This is a genomic window from Niveibacterium umoris, from assembly GCF_014197015.1.
GTDB lineage: Bacteria > Pseudomonadota > Gammaproteobacteria > Burkholderiales > Rhodocyclaceae > Niveibacterium > Niveibacterium umoris.
The window spans coordinates 84,154-101,932 of sequence record NZ_JACIET010000004.1 but is presented as its reverse complement, the minus strand read 5'-3'; the positions used below and the strand labels follow the sequence as shown (position 1 = coordinate 101,932).

Genomic DNA, 17,779 nt, shown 5'->3' with positions numbered 1-17,779 from the left:
CACCCGGCGGCACCGTCATCAGCAGAAAAAAGGGCGGCACATCTGTGCCGCCCTTTTCACTGCCGAACAGACATCAAACCGGCGGCAGCTTTGTGTGCCGCATGTCCTCGCCCTTGGCCATGTAGAACACATACTGCGCCATGTTCTTCGAGTGGTCGCCAATGCGTTCGAGCGCCTTGGCCACGAAGATGATGTCGATGCCGCCCGAAATCGTGCGTGGGTCTTCCATCATGAAAGTGATGACCTGGCGCATGATGCCCTTGAACTCGGCATCGATCAGCTTGTCCGAACGCACCACCTCTTCAGCGGCGACCACGTCCATACGGGCGAACGCATCGAGCGCCTGACGCAGTTCTCCAATCGCCATCTCTGCCATGTAGGCAACCTGCACCCTGGGCACCGCAAGCGCGCCACCGTGGATCGCCTTGGCCATCTTCGCGATCTTCTTGGCTTCGTCGCCGATGCGTTCAAGGTCAGTAATCGCCTTCAACACCGCAGAGATCAGGCGCAAATCGGAAGCTGCCGGCTGGCGCTTTGCGATCACTTGCGTGCACAGCTCGTCGAGTTCGATTTCGAGCGAATTGACCTGATGGTCGTCATCAATGACCCGCTCGATCAGTTCCTGATCGCCTTCCGTCAGACCCTCGATCGCGCGCGCGATCTGCTGCTCAACCAGCCCGCCCATCTGCAGCACGCGGGTACGGATGCTTTCCAGCTCGATGTCGAACTGCTTGGAAGTATGTTCGGTCATGCTCGGTTTCCTTTCACGCATAACCCGCGGAGGTTACGCAACAATTCTTTCAACCGCGCGACAGTCGCTCGACACCGATTGGCGAACTGATCAGCAAGAGATCCGCCGGGCGGCGCGCAAACAGGCCGCTCGTCACCACGCCGGTAATGTGATCGATCTCGCTCTCAAGCGCCACCGGGTCCGTGATCTGCAGACCATGCACGTCAAGGATGACGTTTCCGTTATCGGTGACGACGCCCTCGCGCCAGCGCGGCTCGCCACCGAGGCGGCGCAAGGCACGCGTGACATGTTCACGCGCCATCGGGATCACTTCGACCGGCAACGGGAACTTGCCCAGCACCGCCACTTTCTTGCTCGCATCGGCGATGCAGACGAATTCGCGCGCCACCGCCGCGACGATTTTCTCGCGCGTGAGTGCGGCACCACCGCCCTTGATTGCACGCAGCCCTGGATCGACCTCGTCGGCGCCATCCACATAGATCGGGATCTCGGTCACCGCGTTCAGATCGAGCACCGGAATGCCCAGCGCTTCAAGCCGGACACGGCTGGCTTCCGAGCTGGACACCGCACCGACGAAGCGCGAGCGAATCGGCGCCAGGGCATCAATGAAGAGATTGGCGGTTGACCCGGTGCCGACGCCGAGCACGCATCCATGCGGCGCATTGGCCGCCACATAGTCCGCCGCGGCCTGCGCGACGAGTTGTTTGAGCTGATCCTGATTCATCGTGAAGAGCGCCTACCGCACTGACATTGAAACCGGATTGTAACCACTGCGGCGCCTGCGATTGGCACCCGTTGGCAAAGAATGATGTACACGACATGAACTCGTCATGCCCCTGCAACACGCGCACCTGAATATGCGCCGCCATGCCGCGCGTCCGCACACTCTTTCTGTCCGACATCCATCTCGGAACCCGCGCCTGCCAGGCCGAGCAATTGCTCGATTTCCTGCGCGAGCACCCCGCCGAAAAGGTCTTCCTGATCGGCGACATCATCGATTTCTGGTCGATGAGTCGCAGCATCCACTGGAGCGCCTCGCAGAACACCGTGGTGCAGAAGCTGCTGCGGCGTGCGCGCCATGGCGAAGAAATCATCTTCATCCCCGGCAATCACGACGAGGCACTGCGCGATTACTGCGGCACAGTTTTCGGCGACATCAAGGTCGAACACGAGCATGTGCATACCACGGCCGACGGGCGCAAGTTCCTGCTGGTGCACGGCGACGAATTCGACCAGGTCACCCGCTACCACCGCTGGGTCGCAGTGCTTGGCGACATGTCCTACAACATGCTGGTGCGGCTCAACATCATGCTGTCCTGGGCGCGCCGCAAGCTGGGCATTTCCGGCTACTGGTCGCTGGCCGGCTACGCCAAGCGCAAGGTCAAGACCGCCCTCCAGTTCATTTTCGATTTTGAAGAATCGGTGATCCACGCCGCCCGCGACCGCAAGCTTGACGGCGTGATCTGCGGCCACATCCACTGGGCCGCGATCCGCGAGGTCGATGGCCTGACCTATGTGAATTGCGGCGACTGGGTGGACTCCTGCACCGGCATCGTCGAGCACCTCGACGGCCGCCTTGAGCTGGTGACCTGGCGGGGCGCCGCCCCGGCCATGCTGCCCAGCGAAGAACTCCTTGAGAAAGCGTGATCGATGCGCGTACTGATCGTCTCTGACGTCTACTTTCCCCGCGTCAATGGTGTGTCGACCGCTATCGACACCCACCGGCGGGGCCTGGGTCAATTCGGGGTCGAAACCCAGCTCGTCGTACCGGCTTACGAAGACGAATCGGGCGAACCCGGTATCACCCGCCTGCCCGGCTGGCGTGTCCCCTTCGATCCGGAAGACCGCATCGTCGCACCGCACCGGGTGCGCCGCGCGGTGATGGACGCCGCACCGCAGGCCGATCTGATCCACATCCAGACGCCGTTTGCAGCGCACTATGCGGGTCTGGCCGCGGCGAGGAAATTCAATCTGCCGGTGGTGGCGACCTACCACACGCTGTTTGAGGAATACCTGCACCTGTACGCGCGCTTCATGCCGGAATCGTGGATGCGTGGCTTCGCGCGGCGCTTCTCGCGCGGCCAGTGCAACGCGCTGAACGCCACCATCGTGCCCTCGAATGCGATGGCGCAGCGCCTGCGCGAGTACGGCATCACCGCCCCGCTGCACGTGCTGCCGACCGGCGTGCCGATTGGCCAGTTCGCGCTCGGCGACCGCGCCTGCCACCGTGCGCGCTTTCGTTCGCGCTACCGGATTCCGCCGGATCAACCGGTCGCGCTGTTCGTCGGCCGCGCCGCACACGAGAAGAACATCGGCTTCCTGATCGAAGCACTGGCCCATGCGCGCAAGACCCAGCCCAATCTGCTGCTGGTGATCGCCGGCGAGGGCCCTGCGCTGGAAGGTCTGCGCGACCAAGCCCGTGCCCTCAGCCAAGCGGAACATGTGCGCTTCCTCGGCTACCTCGATCGCGCCCGCGAGTTGCCCGACTGCTACGCCGCCGCCGACCTGTTTGCTTTCGCCTCGCGCACGGAAACCCAAGGGCTGGTGCTGATCGAAGCGATGGCGGTCGGGCTGCCGGTGGTCGCGCTGGCTGAAATGGGCACCCGCGATCTGCTTGGCGCTGGCCGCGGCGCGCTGGTCCCCCAATACGATGTCGTCGAGTTCGGCGACGCGATGGCACGCCTCTGCGGCGACGCCGCGCTGCGCGCGCGCCTGGGCGACGAAGCGCGCGAACTGGCGCGCAACTGGTCCGACGACGCACTCACTGGCCGACTCGCAACGCTGTACCGCGAGATCTGTGCCACCCACAACACTGCGGAGTCCACATGGAAAGTCCCTTCAAAGGCAAAACAGGCCTGAAACGCCTGTGGAATGCACTGCATTACTCGATGGACGGCTTCCGTGCCGCCTATCGGCATGAGGACGCATTCCGTCAGGAAGTTCTGCTCGCCGCCGTGATGATCCCGATCGCGTTGGCCCTGCCGGTGAGCATGATCGGGCGCGGCATGATGATCGCGAGCGTGATGCTGGTGCTGATCGTGGAGCTGCTCAATTCCGCGATCGAGGCGGCCGTCGACCGCATCTCCCTCGACAGTCACACGCTCTCCAAACGGGCGAAGGACATTGGCAGCGCGGCCGTTTTCGTCGCGCTCAGCAATGTCGTCGCCGTGTGGGGATGCGTCCTCCTTGCCTGAGATCGCCATGACCCAGCCGCTCCGCATTGCCGTCGTCACTGAAACGCATCCGCCCGAAGTCAATGGCGTTGCCATGACCGTGCTGCGCCTGATCAACGGCATGCGCGCGCGCGGCCACAACATCACCGTCGTGCGGCCGCGCCAGCAACGTCGCGAGACCCCGCTGGAGCATGAGTGGCTGGTCGGCGGCCTGCCGCTGCCGGGCTACCCGGGGCTGCGTTTCGGCCTGCCCGCGAGCGGTTACCTCAAGCGTGGCTGGCTCGCGCAGCGGCCTGATGCCGTGCACGTGGTCACCGAAGGGCCGCTCGGCTGGTCCGCGGTGCAGGCGGCGCGCAAGCTGGGCATCCCGGTCAGCTCGGGTTACCACACCAATTTCGATCGCTACTCGCGCCATTACGGCGCCAGCGTGCTCAAGCCGGCGATTTCACGCTGGCTGCGGCACTTTCACCGCAGCGCCGACGCGACCTTGGTGCCAACGCCCGAACTGGCCGGCGAACTCGGTGCGCAGGGCATCCCCGGCGTGCGCGTGGTCGGCCGCGGCGTCGATACGGCGCTGTTCTCGCCGATGCGTCGCGACCCCGCCCTGCGCGCGCGCTGGGGCGTCGCGCACGACGGCCTCGCGGTGCTGTACGTCGGGCGCATCGCGCCGGAAAAGAACCTCACCGTGGTCGAAGCCGCTTTCCGCAAGATCGCCGCGCAGCACAAGAACGCGCGCATGGTCTGGGTCGGCGACGGGCCGGCCCGCGCTGCGCTCGCCCGCGCCCACCCCGACCATCACTTCGCCGGGGCGCGCTATGGCAATGACCTCGCCACGCACTACGCGTCGGCCGACCTGTTCCTGTTTCCGAGCCTCACCGAAACCTTCGGCAATGTCACTGTCGAAGCGATGGCCAGCGGCCTTGCCGTCCTCGCTTACGACTGCGCCGCCGCCGCGCTGCTGATCCGCAACGGTGAAAACGGCCTCAAGGTGCGCGAGGACGATCGCGCTGCCTTCATCGATGCAGCGGTGCAGATAGCCAGCAACGAGGACCTGCGCGCCCGCCTCGGCGAAGCCGCACGCAGCAGCGTGCTGCACCTGGGCTGGGACACGGTGGTCGCCGATTTTGAAACCAGCCTGCGCGACACCATCGCGCGCGGCGGCGTGCGCGCCGCCTAGCCGCACCCACGCCTTGCATTTGTCTGCCGCGAAGGCCTGATCGCACAGGGCCCCGAACGCCCGCGCCGGCGCTGATTTTTCCTGCCCCGGCAGGGGCGCCTCAAGTCGGTGTGCGAAATGACGTTTCTGTAAAATGGACGTCATGACCTGCGGACTCTCTCAAATGCTGGACCATCGTCGTCACCTTGGCACGCGCTGCCGGCAGGGCGCGCGATGAGTACCTGGTGGCTGGCCGCCGCTGCTGTCGGCATTCCAACTGCTTTCTGGCTGGGAGCCCGGCGCGCTGACCTCGCGATGCGGCGCGAACGAGACGCATCGGAAGCGGCACGCACGACCGCCGTCTCTGCGCTGGCTCAACTGCGCCTGCTGCAAGCGCACCAGCAAGCCCTGATGGACAGCATCGACGACCTTGCCTGGCTCAAGGACCGCGACTGCCGCTTCATGCTGGTCAACCGCAAGTTCGGCGAGGTGTTCGAACGACCGCCGGAATCGCTGATCGGCAAGACCGATTACGATCTGTCGCCACCTGAAATGGCGGCGCATTACCAGGCACACGACAAGCTGGTGATGAGCAAGCGGCAGGTAGAGCGGGTGGAGGAGGAAATCCACCGGGTGGACGGCGAAATTGGCTGGGCCGAAACAATCAAGGTTCCGGTCTTCGGAGCGGATGGCGAAATCGTCGGCACCGCGGGCATTGCGCGCGACATCACGCTGCGCAAGCGCTATGAGCGCGAAGTCGAGTTCCTCGCCCGCCACGACCCGCTGACCGGCCTGCACAATCGCCGCCACCTGGAAGAACAGTTCGAGCCCTTTGCGGCCGAGCACCCGCGTTTTGCCGCGCTATTCCTCGATCTGGACAACTTCAAGCTGATCAACGACACCGACGGGCACTCGGTGGGCGATGAGTTGCTGCGCAAGCTCTCCGAGCGCTTGAAGGGCGAAGTGGATCGCGAAGATTTGCTGGTGCGCCTGGGCGGCGACGAATTCCTGCTGCTCTCGCCACTCGGTGCCGACAGCCCCGACGCGCTCGACCATCTGGCCTCGCGCCTTGAGCGCGCGGTCGGTACGCCTTACGAGATCGCAGGCGTCAAGTATGTGGTGTCGAGCAGCATCGGCATCGCGATCTATCCGGAACACGGTCGCGACCGCCAGACGCTGGTCAAGCACGCCGACATCGCGATGTACGAGGCGAAGAAGAAAGGCCGCAACCGCGTCTGCTGGTTCGAAGAGGCGCTCGCCAGCGAAACGGTCGCCCGGCGCCGCATCGAACTGCGCATACGCGAAGCACTCAAGGACGATGCCTTCGAATTGCACTTCCAGCCGGTCGCGGACGCACAGAGCGGCAAGATCATCGGCGCCGAGGCCTTGCTGCGCCTGCGCGACGTGCAGGGCAGCCCGATCTCGCCGTCACGCTTCATTCCGATCGCTGAGCAGACCGGACTCATCGAGGAGGTCGGCGAATGGGTGCTGAGCAAGGGGCTGAAGCAATTGGCGCAATGGCGTGCCGCCGGGAAGACCGGATTGCGGCTCGCGATCAACATTTCCGGCACCCACTTCGCCAACGTCAATTTCGTGGAGCGGCTTGCGGCGCGGCTGCGCGAACACGGCGTGCCCGGATCAGCCCTGGAACTGGAACTCACCGAAGGCGTGCTGATGGTCGATGCCGAGGCCAACATCTCGACCTTGGCGCGCATTGCCGCGCTCGGCGTATCGCTCGCGGTGGACGACTTCGGCACCGGCTATTCCAGTCTTGCCTATCTGAAACAGCTTCCGATACATAGACTGAAGATTGACCGCAGCTTTGTCAGCGGCCTGCCGGCGCATCCAGGCGACATTGCGATCACGCGATCGATCCTGCATCTGGCGCAGACCTTCGGGTTCGAGGTCACCGCCGAGGGGGTGGAAACGCAGGCGCAGCTCGATTTCCTGCGCGAGGCCGGTTGCCCTGCGGTGCAGGGTTACCTGTTCAGCCCGGCACGCTCGCCGGCAGAGTTCGACGCCTACCTCAACACACGGGGGGAGTGATGAAACTTGCCGCATTCTCCGCCTGCCTGCCGCACGCATCGCTTGCGGAGGTGCTCGATTACCTTGCCGCGAACGAGATCCACGGCCTGGAGCTTGGCGTCGGCGCCTACCCGGGCACGCGCCACGCCAACGCCCACGAACTGGCGACCCGCAACGACACCCGACAGTCATTGAAGCAGGCCTGCGACGCGCGCGGCGTCAGCCTGGTCGCGCTGTCGTGCCAGGGCAATCCGCTGCATCCGGACACCGCGCTGGCGGCAGCGCACGACCGTGACCTGCGCGCTACGATCGAAGCGGCGAGCGCGCTTGAGGTGCCGCTGGTGATTGCGTTCTCGGGCCAGCCCGGCAGCGGGGGCGTGCTCAACTGGCCAGTGATCGGCTGGCCGCAGGAATACGCCGACCACTACGAACACAGCTGGCGCGACAGCCTGATCCCGTATTGGCAACCCTTGGTGGAACGCGCGCGTGCGCTCGGCGTGAAGATCGCGATCGAGATGCACGGGGGTTTCGCGGTGCACTCGCCGGCCACGCTCAGGCGGCTGCGCAATGCCTGTGGCCCGAATCTCGGCGCCAATGTGGACCCGAGCCACCTGTGGTGGCAGCTGATCGACCCCGCCAGTGCGATCTCGCGCCTCGGCGACGCGGTTTTCCATGTTCATCTGAAGGATGTCGCGTTCCGGCCGGACGTGCTGAACGACACAGGCGTGCTCGACTGCACACCGCACGCGCGCATGGACGAGCGCGCATGGTTCTTCTGTCCGCCCGGCGAAGGTCACGATGTAACCACCTGGCAGGGCATCATCGACGCGCTGCAGGGCATTGGCTACGGCGGCGCGCTCTCGATCGAGCATGAGGGGCGCGCCCCCGCCACCGACGCAGTCGCCGCGACGGCGCGGTGGATACGCGCCCTGTCTCAGCGCGAACGCCGCGGCGTCACCAGAACTTCCGCCGCCACTTCTTAGTCTCCATCGAGGCCATGACCTCGTGCGACCAGGTGGGCGACACGCCCGCCGCGATGAAGAAGGCGCCGAAGCGCTTGTCGGCCTCGTTGTCCACGCCGCGTCAATCGCGGTGCTAAGGGGTAGGCTGTCGCCCTTTCCCAACACGCTTGTGTGAACCCCATGAAGATCCTGATCACCGGCAGTAATGGAACCCTCGGCGCGGCGCTCAAGCGCGCCGCCCAGGCCCATGGTCACCAATGCATCGGCTGGGACCGCAGCGCCGCCGACCCGCTTGCACCGGACACCCATGCGGCCTACATCGACACGGTAGCGCCGGACGCCGTGCTGCACCTCGCCATCGCCGCCACGCAAAGCGGCCGCCCGAACGAAGGCTGGCGCACCAATGTCGAGTGGCCGCTGGCCTTGGCCGAGGCTTGCGCGCAACGCAGCATTCCTCTCGTATTCACCAGCACCGCGCTGGTCTTTGACAACAGCGAGAGCGGCCCCTTCACGCTGGCCTCGGCCAGCAATGCATCGGAAGGCTACGGCCTTGAAAAGCGCCGCGCCGAGCATGGCGTGCTACTGCGGCATCCGCGCGGTGCGCGGGTCGCGCGCCTGGGCTGGCAGATCGACCCCGCGGGCGGTGGCAACAACATGGTCGCGCACGCGGCGCGCGAAATGGCCAGCCATGGCGCGATAGCCGCTTCGAGCCGCTGGTACCCGGCGTGTTCGTTCATCGACGATACCGCAGCGGCGCTGCTGCGCCTGATTGCCGCGCCACCGGGCCTGTACATGCTCGATTCCAACCGTGGCGCGACCTTTGCCCAGATCCTGCAGGCGCTGTCGCAGCAATACGGACTCAACTGGCAGGTGACGCCAAACGAGGATTACGTCTATGACCAGCGCTTGATCGATCCGCGTGTTGGTATGCCGGATCTGGCACAGCGCCTGCCGGGCCTCGCGCAGTAATCCGGTTACGCGGCGCGAACTGGGCGGAGCGTCGGACTTGCACGGCAAAAGAAAACCCCGCGACGCATCAGCGCAGCGGGGTAAAAGCACACTTTGAGGAGAGGTGTATCACTGCTGCAGGCGTGCAGCAGTGACGACAGGTGCATTCTCCTGCACAGGCCCTGAGGCGGACAGACCGGGGCGAGCCAAGCGATTGTCCGGTCGGGCCATGCGCGCAGAACACCGAGGAATCAGCGCCTAAAGCCATTCCGCCAGCGAGATGCCGAGGCCGAATGTGGTCTGGCGGTGGTTGTAATCGATCAGGGATTCGCCGTAGCCGGTAAAGGCCTGCACATGACCACGCAGGTTGCCGTAAATCGGGAAGGCCCAGTTCAGTTCCACGCTGCCGCGGCTTTCGTCACCGCCACGCAGGCTGTGACGGGCAATCATCGAAAACTCCTGCCGCTTGTACTGGTAGATCGCGGTAAGGTCGCCGCGCCCGACGTAGTTTTCGATGTCAGGGTTGTCGTCCTTGTCAGCATCCTCTTTCAGCCGGTACCAGGGCCGCACCAGCACCGCCAGATCCCCCGCTTCGAAACCCGCCTGGGCGTAGATCCGGTTCCAGGAACGCGAGAGCGGATTGGCGCGGCCGTTGGACTGATGCACCAGGCCCAGGTTGAGCAGGCTCATCTTCACGCCGCCCATCTGCAGACTGGTGCGCCAGCTATTGATCAGTTCCGGGGCGTAGTTGGTTTCTCGGAAGGGCGAAGACGCCGCTTTGTTGTACAGCTGCCAATGCGACTGCTGCGTATAGGCCATCCACAGGTCGCCGTTGTCGCCGACCATGTTTTCCCACATCTTGACCTTGAAACTGATCTGGAACTTGGCCTCGGTCGAATCGAGCCGGGTATCGGTGCCCGCCACGGACTTCGTGTCGTGCAGCGCAGCGCCGCGGGTAGGCGAATACGGATCGCCATTCACGTCGTCGGTCCAGCGCGCGGCGAGAATGTAGATCGGCTTGTAGTAGCGGAACTGGAAGGTGCCGGTTTTGTGCGGGGGATCGAGTTCCCAGCGCTCGGACAGCGGCGAAACCACCGGTTGCGGGCGTGCCTCGGGCGGCGCCAGCGCGAGCCGGGTATTGCGGCCGGACTCGCGGTCATAACAGGCCAGGCGCTCGGCGTCGGCCTTCATGTTGAAGCAATCCTCGACCACCGCATGCGCAGGCATGGCCAGCAACAAGGCTGCGAGGGGCGTAAATCCAGCGACACGGAAGGGCTTCATGGTCTCTCCACGGCGGCAGCAAGGCGGCACGTTTCATGGCCGTACAAACGAAACGGGGGAGCCCTGCGCTCCCCCTGCTCGACGCGAATCCCGGATCACGCGGCCGGCGGCACGTAGCCCTGCACCTGGTCGGCGCCGCCACCGAAGAAATACTTGTCCATCTGTTCGGCGAGGTATTTGCGCGCCCGCGCGTCCATCAGGTTGAGCCGGTTTTCGTTGATCAGCATTGTCTGGTGCTTGATCCATGCGGCCCAGGCTTCTTTCGAGACCTGCTCGTAAATCTTCACACCAAGAGCGCCCGGATAGGGCGGGCGGTCGAGGCCTTCGGCCTCGCGACCCAACTTGATGCACTGAACCATGCGCGTCATCGCGACTTCCTTTCTGCCATTGATTGCGTATGCGGCGCGGCGCCGCAGCCATGCCGCCATTCTAGCTTGGCGGCACGTCCTGACTCTTGGAGCGCGCGGGCGCTCAAAGTTCCTTCATCAGCACTTTCGAGCGGCGCTGGAAGTTGTAGAGCTCGCGCTTTTCCTGCGGCAACTCGTCGGGGGACACCTCGCGGAAGCCGCGCTCGCGGAACCAGTGCTCGGTGCGGGTCGTCAGCACGAAGAGGCGTTCGAGCCCGGCGGCCCGCGCGCGGGTCTCGATATGCTGCATCAGCCGCTCGCCTAGCCCGCTGCGGCGGAATTGCGGGGTCACCGCGAGGCAGGCCATCTCCGCTGCACGCTCCTCCGAGAAGGGGTAGAGCGCGGCGCAGCCGACCGTCACACCGTCGTGCTCGACCAGCGAGAACTGCGTGATCTCCATTTCGATCAGTTCGCGCGAACGCCGTACCAGCGTGCCATCGGCCTCCAGCGGCGTGATGATCGACAGCAAGGCGCCGACATCCTCGATCGTCGCCTCGCGGAAGCGCGCCAGCGATTCCTTCGACACCATCGTCCCCACGCCCTGGCGGGTAAAGAACTCAAGCAGCAGCCCGCCGTCCTTGTCGCGGTCGAGCAGGTGGGCGCGATTCACGCCGGAGCGCACGGCACGGATCGCGCGTGGCAGGAACAGGTGGAGGTCCTCGGTCAAGCCGCGATCGGCGCGGAACATACGCTCGGCCTCGTCGGCGGTAATGGTCTCGATCAGACGGCCCTGCTCGTCGAGCAGGCCCGGCGCGTCACACAGGTAGATCAGCTTTTCCGCGCCGAGCGCAATCGCGACCTGCTCCGCGACCTCTTCCATCGCGAGGTTGAAGATCTCGCCGGAAGGCGACACCCCCAGCGGCGAGATCAGCACGACGTTTTGCTGATCGAGGTCGGCCGAAATTTCATCGGCAATCACCTTGCGCACCGCGCCGGTGTACTGGAAGTCGATGCCATCGACCACGCCCAGCGGCTTGGCGGTAATGAAATTGCCGCCGGTCACGCGCATGTGGGCGCCGGCCATCGGCGTGTTCGGCAGGCCTTGCGACAGCCGCGCCTCGACTTCAATCCGCGTCGTGCCGACCGCCGCCTTGACGCATTCGAGCGCATCGCCATCGGTGACACGCACGCCCTTGTGCAGGCGCGACGGCAGTTTGCGCCGCGCGAGTTCCTCTTCGATCTGCGGCCGCGTGCCATGCACCAGCACCAGGCGCACGCCCATGGCGGCCAGCAGGTTGCAGTCGTAGCACAGCTTCTCGAGCAAGTCCCCCTCGGCGACTTCGCCGCCGAACCCGAGTACGAAAGTCTTGCCACGAAACGCGTGAACATAGGGCGCTGCACTGCGCACCCATTCGACAAAGCGGATGGCGTCGGCGTCCGGCATCATCGAAGCGGCCGAGACCTTGTCGCTGATGATGCGGTTATCGGGGTCCGTCTGGTAATCGGACTGCGGCTGCTGCATTGAAACTTCCTCGTTCAACCGGGCGTCGCCGCCCGCTCAGTAATCACCCCAAAGTGCCAGCATGGCGCCCATGGCCGCGATGCCCGCCGTCTCGGTGCGCAGGATACGCGGCCCGAGGGCGACAGGGCGACATCCGGCCACTTTGGCCGCCGCCAGTTCGCGCTCCGACCAGCCGCCCTCGGGCCCCACCATCAAGGCCACCGGTGCAGTGGGCGCCGGAATGCGCGAGAGTCGCTCGCCACCTTCAGGCGAGAGCACCCAGCGATCGCCCTGCGTGGCTTCGGCGAGCCAGTGCGGCAAGCTGCGGATCGGCGCCACCTGCAGCACCCGGTTCCGCCCGCTCTGCTCGCACGCGGCAACCGCCACCTGTTGCCAGTGCTCGACCCGCTTCTCGGCGCGCGCGCCATCAAGACGCAACACGCTGCGTTCCGCCGCCACCGGCTGCACGGCGGTCACGCCCATCTCGACCGCTTTCTGCACGATCCAGTCCATCTTGTCGCCGGTCGCCAGCGCCTGCACCAATGTGATGGAGAGCGGCGCTTCGCGATCGCACAGCACTATCGCGTCGATGCGGGCGCGCGGATCGCGCCCCATCTGCAGCAAGGTCGCCTCGGCTTCCCGGCCCGCACCGTCGAACAGGGTGACACGTTCCCCAGCGCGCAGGCGCAGCACGCGATCGGCATGGTGGGCAACTTCCGGCGGCAGCGAGAACTCGTGGCCTTCGGCGGGCAGGTCGGGGCAGAAGAATCGGGCGTGCATCGTACTATTATAAGTTTGGCACTTGGCTTGGAGCTTCATTGTGGCCAGCACTTCGACACCGATCTGCGCCTTCGGCGAACCCGCCCCGGATTTCGATCTTCCCGGCACCGACGGGCGGCGCCATTCGCGCGACAGTTGCCGCGGCCCGAACGGCCTGCTGGTGATGTTCATCTGCAACCACTGCCCGTATGTGAAAGCCGTGCTCGATCGCATCATTCGCGACGCGGCTGAACTGGCGACGCTGGGCGTCGGCTGCGTGGCGATCATGTCGAACGATCCCGCGCTGTACCCGGAAGACGGCTGGGACGAGATGGTGCGGATCGCACGCGACAGGCAATTCCCGTTCCCCTACCTGCTCGACGCCGACCAGTCAGTGGCACGCGCGTATGGCGCGGTATGCACGCCAGACTTCTTCGGCTACAACGCAGCACTCGAATTGCAATACCGAGGGCGTCTTGATGCCTCGCGCAAGGACGCCGCGCCCGATGACGCGCGTCGCGACCTGTTCGAGGCGATGAAACAGGTTGCACAATCGGGCAGGGGTCCGGCGGAACAGATCCCCTCGATCGGCTGCTCGATCAAATGGCGGGAGGCTTGAATGCCGCAGTTTGCACGCGCCCGGGCGCTGGAATCGGTGGTACGCGAGATTGCGCGTGAAGTGACGATGCCGCGCTATCTGAAAGCGGGCCGTCAGCACAAATCCGATGGCAGTTCGCTCACCGAGGCCGATGGCGCCACCCAGCGCGCACTCGCCGAACGGCTGGTCGAGTTGATCGAAGCGCCGATCCTCGGTGAAGAGATGAGCAGCGAGCAGCAGCGCGCGATCTGGGAGCAAGGTGCAAAGGGCTTGTGGGTGATCGACCCGATCGATGGCACCACCAATTTCGCCAATGGCATTCCGATCTTTGGCCTGTCGGTCGGCTTCCTGGTCGATGGCCATACCGAATTCGGCGTGGTCTACAACCCGATCGCCGACGAAGCCTTCTACGCCGCGCGCGGTGCCGGCGCCTGGCTCAACGGTCAGCGCCTGCCGCTGCGCCAGCCGCCGACGACACTCGCCGCATCGGTCGCTGGCGCGGACTTCAAGCGCATCCCGCCGGCACTTGCGGCGCATCTGGCGGTGAATCCCCCCTGCTATTCGCTACGGAACTTCGGGTCGAGTGCGCTGGAGTGGTGTTTCGTCGCCGCCGGCCGGCTCGATGTTTACGTGCACGGCGGCCAGATGCTGTGGGACTACGCGGCCGGGCGGCTGCTGGTTGAGGAATCCGGCGGCGCGAGCAGCGCGCTCGATGGCGGCCCGATCCGCGCCGACGTCGCCGAGAAACAGTCGGTTGTGGTCGCGGCGAGTCCGGCATTGCACACGCAGTGGCTGGACTGGTTGCAGCGCGCAGGCGCCTGATCGGCTAGCCTACTTGGCGTCGCCGGCAGCCTGGTCCAGTTGCTGCTGGCGCTGCGCGGCCTCGTCGGCCTGCATCTTCTCGACCGCCTTGCCAACCGCCTGAACCTGTTCCCGCGGCGTTGCGCTCTGCGGCACGTCGACCCCGGCCTGGCGTGCGGCGCTGCCCACCGCCGACGACTGCGACTTGAGGTTGGTGGCAGCCAGCCAGCCAACGATCACCAGCACAATCAGGATCAGGATCAAGCGCATGGCACACTCCGCGGGCAAGAGGTAGAGGCATCGATTGTAGCCGGTCGCCCCCCGCCGATGACGCTGACCCGGCTGCCGGGGCTTGCGCTACCATGAATCATTGGTTCGACAGGAGGCGCCGTGTCCGCGAAGCATCCGATCATCGCCGTTACCGGCTCATCTGGCGCGGGCACGTCTACCGTCCAGAAAAGCTTCGAGTGGATCTTCCGACGCGAACTGATCAACGCGGCTTTCGTCGCCGGCGACGCCTTTCATCGATACGACCGCGAGGGCATGCGCCGCGCCATTTCCAAGTCCGAGCGCGCGGGCGAACCGCCACTATCGCACTTCGGCCCGGCCGGAAACCTGTTCAACGAACTGGAAGCCACCTTCAAACGCTACGGCGAATCGGGCACCGGGCGGCGACGCTGGTATCTGCACGACGAGACCGAGGCCTCCCAGTGGAAGCAGCCGCAAGGCACCTTCACGCCGTGGGAAGACATCCCCGCCGACACGGACTGCATGCTCTATGAGGGACTGCACGGGGGCATCGTCACCGACACGATTGACCTTGCCCGCTATGTCGATCTCTTGATCGGCGTCGTACCGATCATCAATCTGGAGTGGGTGCAAAAGGTGCTGCGCGACACCAGCATCCGCGGCTACTCGATCGACGCGGTGCAGGACACCATCCTGCGGCGCATGCCCGATTACGTGCACTACATCGTCCCCCAGTTCTCGCGCACCCACATCAACTTCCAGCGCGTGCCGCTGGTAGACACTTCAAATCCTTTTATCGCGCGGGGCGTGCCGACGCTCGACGAATCGATGGTTGTGATCCGTTTCCGCGACCCGAAGAACACTGATTTTCCCTACCTGCTGACGATGCTGAGCGGATCCTGGATGAGCCGCCCGAACACGCTCGTAGTGCCGGGAGGCAAGATGGATCTGGCGATCCAGGTGATCATGACCCCCCTCGTGCTGCGCCTGGTGGAGCGTCGCCGCGCGCTGCTTTGAAGTGCCGACCGGCGCCTTCTGCCCCGGCAGAGGGCCATAAGCAAAACCGACTAACGCCTTGATGCGGTTTTCGCCGATAATTATGGTCTTTGCTGCACCGCAACGGTGCATCGGTGCCGGCCGATCCCCCTAAGGTCGCCCAGACCCGTACTGACCCACTCAGAGCCTGCAAGATGCCTATCGACCGCCCGCTTCCCGCCTTCAACGACCTCACCGGCGCGATTCGCGCCCTCGCCATGGACGCCGTCCAGAAGGCCAACTCCGGCCACCCCGGCATGCCAATGGGCATGGCTGAAATCGCTGAGGTTGTATGGCGCCGCCACCTGCGCCACAACCCGACGAATCCAAAATGGGCCGATCGCGATCGCTTCATCCTCAGCAACGGCCACGGCTCGATGCTGATCTACGCGCTGCTGCACCTGACGGGCTACGACGTCTCGATCGAGGATCTGAAGAGCTTCCGCCAGTTCCACTCGCGCACGCCGGGCCACCCTGAAGTCGGCTACACGCCAGGCGTCGAGACGACCACCGGCCCGCTCGGACAGGGCATCACCAACGCAGTCGGCTTCGCACTCGCAGAGAAGCTGCTCGCCGCTGAATTCAACCGCCCCGGCCATGCCGTAGTGGATCACTACACCTACACCTTCCTTGGCGACGGCTGCCTGATGGAAGGCGTTTCGCATGAAGCGTGTTCGCTGGCCGGCACGCTAGGCCTGGGCAAGCTGATCGCGTACTACGACGATAACGGCATCTCGATCGACGGCCATGTCGAGGGGTGGTTCACCGACGACACCAAGAAGCGCTTCGAAGCCTACGGCTGGCAGGTGATTGGCCCGATCGACGGGCACGACGCGGCTGCAATCGACGCCGCCACCGTGTCGGCAAAGGCCGAGACGAGCAAGCCGACGCTGATCATCTGCAAGACGATCATCGGCATGGGCTCGCCGAACAAGGCCGACAGTCACGATTCACACGGCGCACCGCTCGGTGCGGCGGAAATCGAAGCCACGCGCAAGGTGATCGGCTGGGATCACCCCGCATTCGAGATCCCTGCTGACGTCTACGCACAATGGAGCGCCAAGGAAGCCGGTGCCACCCGCGAGACCGAGTGGAACACCCGCTTCGCCGCGTACAAGGCTGCCTTCCCGGAACTGGCCGCCGAGTTCGTGCGCCGCATGGCAGGCGAACTGCCCGCCGACTGGTCGGCCAAGCGCGACGCCGCTCTGGCCAAGATCGTCGAGAAGGGCGAAACCATCGCCACCCGCAAGGCCAGCCAGAACGCCATCGAGGCGCTGGCGCCGGCGCTGCCCGAACTGCTGGGCGGTTCGGCCGACCTCGCCGGTTCCAACCTGACGCTGTGGTCCGGCTCCAAGAGCGTGACCCGCGACGCTGGCGGCAACTACATCAACTACGGCGTGCGCGAGTTCGGCATGACCGCCATCGCCAACGGCCTCGCGCTGCACGGCGGCTTCATCCCCTACACCGCGACCTTCCTGGTGTTCTCGGACTACGCGCGCAACGCGATCCGCATGGCGGCGCTGATGAAGCAGCGCCAGATCATGGTCTACACGCATGATTCGATCGGCCTCGGCGAAGACGGCCCGACGCACCAACCGGTTGAGCATGTCGCCAGCCTGCGCATCATCCCGAACCTGGATGTCTGGCGCCCCTGCGACACGGTGGAAACCGCGGCCGGCTGGATCAACGCGCTGGAGCGTGCCGACGGCCCGACGGTGCTCGCGCTGTCGCGCCAGAACCTGCCCTTCGTCGCACGCAGCGCCCAGCAGATCGCAGACATCCGCCGCGGCGGCTATGTGCTCTCCGACGCCGAAGGCGCCAAGGCGGTGATCATGGCCACGGGTTCGGAAGTCGCACTCGCACTGACGGCGCAGAAGCAACTCGCCGAAGCGGGCATCCCGGTGCGTGTCGTGTCGATGCCCAGCACCAATCAGTTCGACAAGCAGGACGCCGCCTACAAAGCCGCAGTTTTGCCTGTAAACCTGCCGAAAGTGGCTGTCGAAGCCGGTGTTTCAGCCCATTGGTACCGTTATGTGGGCTCAAACGGCGCCGTAATCGGCATGGACAGCTTCGGAGAGTCCGCTCCGGCTGGCGAATTGTTCAAACATTTTGGGTTTACCCCCGATTACGTCAAAAAGGCAGTCGAAGCGCTGCTGTAAAGTCGATGTGATTTCTTAGGCGCACATGGACTCC

Annotated in this window: 19 protein-coding genes; 11 read left to right on the top strand and 8 right to left on the bottom strand. The window is 65.0% G+C overall.

The annotated features are described in order from the left end of the window. Positions 1–73: 73 nt before the first annotated feature. On the bottom strand, positions 74–751 hold the full coding sequence (gene phoU / locus GGR36_RS20740; protein ID WP_183638124.1) for a phosphate signaling complex protein PhoU: 678 nt from the start codon (positions 749–751) through the stop codon (positions 74–76). A 49-nt stretch (positions 752–800) separates the two neighbouring features. After that, a complete protein-coding gene (rpiA, locus tag GGR36_RS20735; RefSeq protein ID WP_183638121.1) occupies positions 801–1,475 on the bottom strand; it encodes a ribose-5-phosphate isomerase RpiA in 675 nt (224 codons plus the stop codon). A 143-nt stretch (positions 1,476–1,618) separates the two neighbouring features. Here rpiA and GGR36_RS20730 point away from each other — a divergent pair, with 143 nt between their 5' ends. The 6 genes from GGR36_RS20730 to GGR36_RS20705 all read left to right on the top strand — a co-directional run bounded on the left by GGR36_RS20730 (position 1,619) and on the right by GGR36_RS20705 (position 8,088). After that, positions 1,619–2,398 carry a UDP-2,3-diacylglucosamine diphosphatase gene (locus tag GGR36_RS20730; protein WP_183638118.1) on the top strand — a complete coding sequence of 260 codons (780 nt, stop codon included), beginning with the start codon at positions 1,619–1,621 and terminating at the stop codon, positions 2,396–2,398. 3 nt (positions 2,399–2,401) lie between these two features. Beyond that, complete coding sequence (locus GGR36_RS20725; RefSeq protein WP_183638115.1) at positions 2,402–3,610, top strand: glycosyltransferase; 1,209 nt, start codon at positions 2,402–2,404, stop codon at positions 3,608–3,610. Beyond that, positions 3,577–3,945 carry a diacylglycerol kinase gene (locus GGR36_RS20720; RefSeq protein ID WP_183638112.1) on the top strand — a complete coding sequence of 123 codons (369 nt, stop codon included), beginning with the start codon at positions 3,577–3,579 and terminating at the stop codon, positions 3,943–3,945. The genes GGR36_RS20725 and GGR36_RS20720 overlap by 34 nt, the downstream gene beginning before the upstream one ends. Positions 3,946–3,952: 7 nt before the next feature. After that, a complete protein-coding gene (locus GGR36_RS20715) occupies positions 3,953–5,101 on the top strand; it encodes a glycosyltransferase family 4 protein (RefSeq protein WP_183638109.1) in 1,149 nt (382 codons plus the stop codon). Between the two features lie 213 nt (positions 5,102–5,314). Further along, a complete protein-coding gene (locus tag GGR36_RS20710; RefSeq protein ID WP_183638106.1) occupies positions 5,315–7,126 on the top strand; it encodes a putative bifunctional diguanylate cyclase/phosphodiesterase in 1,812 nt (603 codons plus the stop codon). Further along, positions 7,126–8,088, top strand: a complete 963-nt coding sequence (locus tag GGR36_RS20705; protein WP_183638103.1) for a sugar phosphate isomerase/epimerase family protein — start codon at positions 7,126–7,128, stop codon at positions 8,086–8,088. Before GGR36_RS20710 ends, GGR36_RS20705 begins: the two co-directional genes overlap by 1 nt. Here GGR36_RS20705 and GGR36_RS22185 read toward each other — a convergent pair. After that, positions 8,060–8,182, bottom strand: coding sequence for a hypothetical protein (locus GGR36_RS22185; RefSeq protein ID WP_276510058.1), 123 nt, complete (start codon positions 8,180–8,182; stop codon positions 8,060–8,062). The two genes, GGR36_RS20705 and GGR36_RS22185, sit on opposite strands and share 29 nt — an antisense overlap. 65 nt (positions 8,183–8,247) lie before the next feature. On the opposite strand from GGR36_RS22185, the gene GGR36_RS20700 reads away from it, so the two are divergent. Further along, positions 8,248–9,036 (top strand): sugar nucleotide-binding protein, encoded by a 789-nt coding sequence (locus GGR36_RS20700; RefSeq protein ID WP_183638100.1) that lies wholly within the window; start codon positions 8,248–8,250, stop codon positions 9,034–9,036. 237 nt (positions 9,037–9,273) lie between these two features. Here GGR36_RS20700 and GGR36_RS20695 read toward each other — a convergent pair whose 3' ends face one another. The 4 genes from GGR36_RS20695 to GGR36_RS20680 form a co-directional block, all read right to left on the bottom strand. Then, positions 9,274–10,296 (bottom strand): phospholipase A, encoded by a 1,023-nt coding sequence (locus GGR36_RS20695; protein WP_183638097.1) that lies wholly within the window; start codon positions 10,294–10,296, stop codon positions 9,274–9,276. A 95-nt stretch (positions 10,297–10,391) separates the two neighbouring features. Continuing rightward, positions 10,392–10,664 carry an oxidative damage protection protein gene (locus tag GGR36_RS20690; RefSeq protein WP_183638094.1) on the bottom strand — a complete coding sequence of 91 codons (273 nt, stop codon included), beginning with the start codon at positions 10,662–10,664 and terminating at the stop codon, positions 10,392–10,394. Between the two features lie 103 nt (positions 10,665–10,767). After that, on the bottom strand, positions 10,768–12,087 hold the full coding sequence (gene argA, locus GGR36_RS20685) for an amino-acid N-acetyltransferase (RefSeq protein ID WP_183638313.1): 1,320 nt from the start codon (positions 12,085–12,087) through the stop codon (positions 10,768–10,770). Between the two features lie 114 nt (positions 12,088–12,201). Next, on the bottom strand, positions 12,202–12,924 hold the full coding sequence (locus GGR36_RS20680; protein ID WP_183638092.1) for a 16S rRNA (uracil(1498)-N(3))-methyltransferase: 723 nt from the start codon (positions 12,922–12,924) through the stop codon (positions 12,202–12,204). 40 nt (positions 12,925–12,964) lie between these two features. Here GGR36_RS20680 and GGR36_RS20675 point away from each other — a divergent pair, with 40 nt between their 5' ends. Both GGR36_RS20675 and GGR36_RS20670 read left to right on the top strand, forming a co-directional pair. Next, positions 12,965–13,522 carry a redoxin domain-containing protein gene (locus GGR36_RS20675; RefSeq protein ID WP_183638089.1) on the top strand — a complete coding sequence of 186 codons (558 nt, stop codon included), beginning with the start codon at positions 12,965–12,967 and terminating at the stop codon, positions 13,520–13,522. After that, a complete protein-coding gene (locus GGR36_RS20670) occupies positions 13,523–14,323 on the top strand; it encodes an inositol monophosphatase family protein (protein ID WP_183638086.1) in 801 nt (266 codons plus the stop codon). Positions 14,324–14,332: 9 nt separating this feature from the next. Here GGR36_RS20670 and GGR36_RS20665 read toward each other — a convergent pair whose 3' ends face one another. After that, positions 14,333–14,572, bottom strand: coding sequence for a hypothetical protein (locus tag GGR36_RS20665; protein WP_183638083.1), 240 nt, complete (start codon positions 14,570–14,572; stop codon positions 14,333–14,335). 120 nt (positions 14,573–14,692) lie between these two features. Here GGR36_RS20665 and GGR36_RS20660 point away from each other — a divergent pair, with 120 nt between their 5' ends. After that, positions 14,693–15,568: a phosphoribulokinase gene (locus tag GGR36_RS20660; RefSeq protein WP_183638080.1), complete on the top strand. Its 876-nt coding sequence runs from the start codon at positions 14,693–14,695 to the stop codon at positions 15,566–15,568. A 173-nt stretch (positions 15,569–15,741) separates the two neighbouring features. Then, positions 15,742–17,745 (top strand): transketolase, encoded by a 2,004-nt coding sequence (gene tkt / locus GGR36_RS20655; protein WP_183638077.1) that lies wholly within the window; start codon positions 15,742–15,744, stop codon positions 17,743–17,745. Positions 17,746–17,779: the final 34 nt, after the last annotated feature.

Excerpts from the sequence above, each read along its gene's own strand:
- GGR36_RS20715 (WP_183638109.1), top strand. The coding sequence starts at position 3,953 with ATGACCCAGCCGCTCCGCATTGCCGTCGTCACTGAAACGCATCCGCCC.
- argA (WP_183638313.1), bottom strand. The coding sequence starts at position 12,087 with ATGCCGGACGCCGACGCCATCCGCTTTGTCGAATGGGTGCGCAGTGCA.
- GGR36_RS20705 (WP_183638103.1), top strand. The coding sequence starts at position 7,126 with ATGAAACTTGCCGCATTCTCCGCCTGCCTGCCGCACGCATCGCTTGCG.
- GGR36_RS20690 (WP_183638094.1), bottom strand. The coding sequence starts at position 10,664 with ATGACGCGCATGGTTCAGTGCATCAAGTTGGGTCGCGAGGCCGAAGGC.
- GGR36_RS20725 (WP_183638115.1), top strand. The coding sequence starts at position 2,402 with ATGCGCGTACTGATCGTCTCTGACGTCTACTTTCCCCGCGTCAATGGT.
- GGR36_RS20670 (WP_183638086.1), top strand. The coding sequence starts at position 13,523 with ATGCCGCAGTTTGCACGCGCCCGGGCGCTGGAATCGGTGGTACGCGAG.
- GGR36_RS20665 (WP_183638083.1), bottom strand. The coding sequence starts at position 14,572 with ATGCGCTTGATCCTGATCCTGATTGTGCTGGTGATCGTTGGCTGGCTG.
- GGR36_RS20680 (WP_183638092.1), bottom strand. The coding sequence starts at position 12,924 with ATGCACGCCCGATTCTTCTGCCCCGACCTGCCCGCCGAAGGCCACGAG.
- GGR36_RS20695 (WP_183638097.1), bottom strand. The coding sequence starts at position 10,296 with ATGAAGCCCTTCCGTGTCGCTGGATTTACGCCCCTCGCAGCCTTGTTG.
- GGR36_RS20730 (WP_183638118.1), top strand. The coding sequence starts at position 1,619 with ATGCCGCGCGTCCGCACACTCTTTCTGTCCGACATCCATCTCGGAACC.
- tkt (WP_183638077.1), top strand. The coding sequence starts at position 15,742 with ATGCCTATCGACCGCCCGCTTCCCGCCTTCAACGACCTCACCGGCGCG.
- rpiA (WP_183638121.1), bottom strand. The coding sequence starts at position 1,475 with ATGAATCAGGATCAGCTCAAACAACTCGTCGCGCAGGCCGCGGCGGAC.
- GGR36_RS20700 (WP_183638100.1), top strand. The coding sequence starts at position 8,248 with ATGAAGATCCTGATCACCGGCAGTAATGGAACCCTCGGCGCGGCGCTC.
- phoU (WP_183638124.1), bottom strand. The coding sequence starts at position 751 with ATGACCGAACATACTTCCAAGCAGTTCGACATCGAGCTGGAAAGCATC.
- GGR36_RS20720 (WP_183638112.1), top strand. The coding sequence starts at position 3,577 with ATGGAAAGTCCCTTCAAAGGCAAAACAGGCCTGAAACGCCTGTGGAAT.
- GGR36_RS20710 (WP_183638106.1), top strand. The coding sequence starts at position 5,315 with ATGAGTACCTGGTGGCTGGCCGCCGCTGCTGTCGGCATTCCAACTGCT.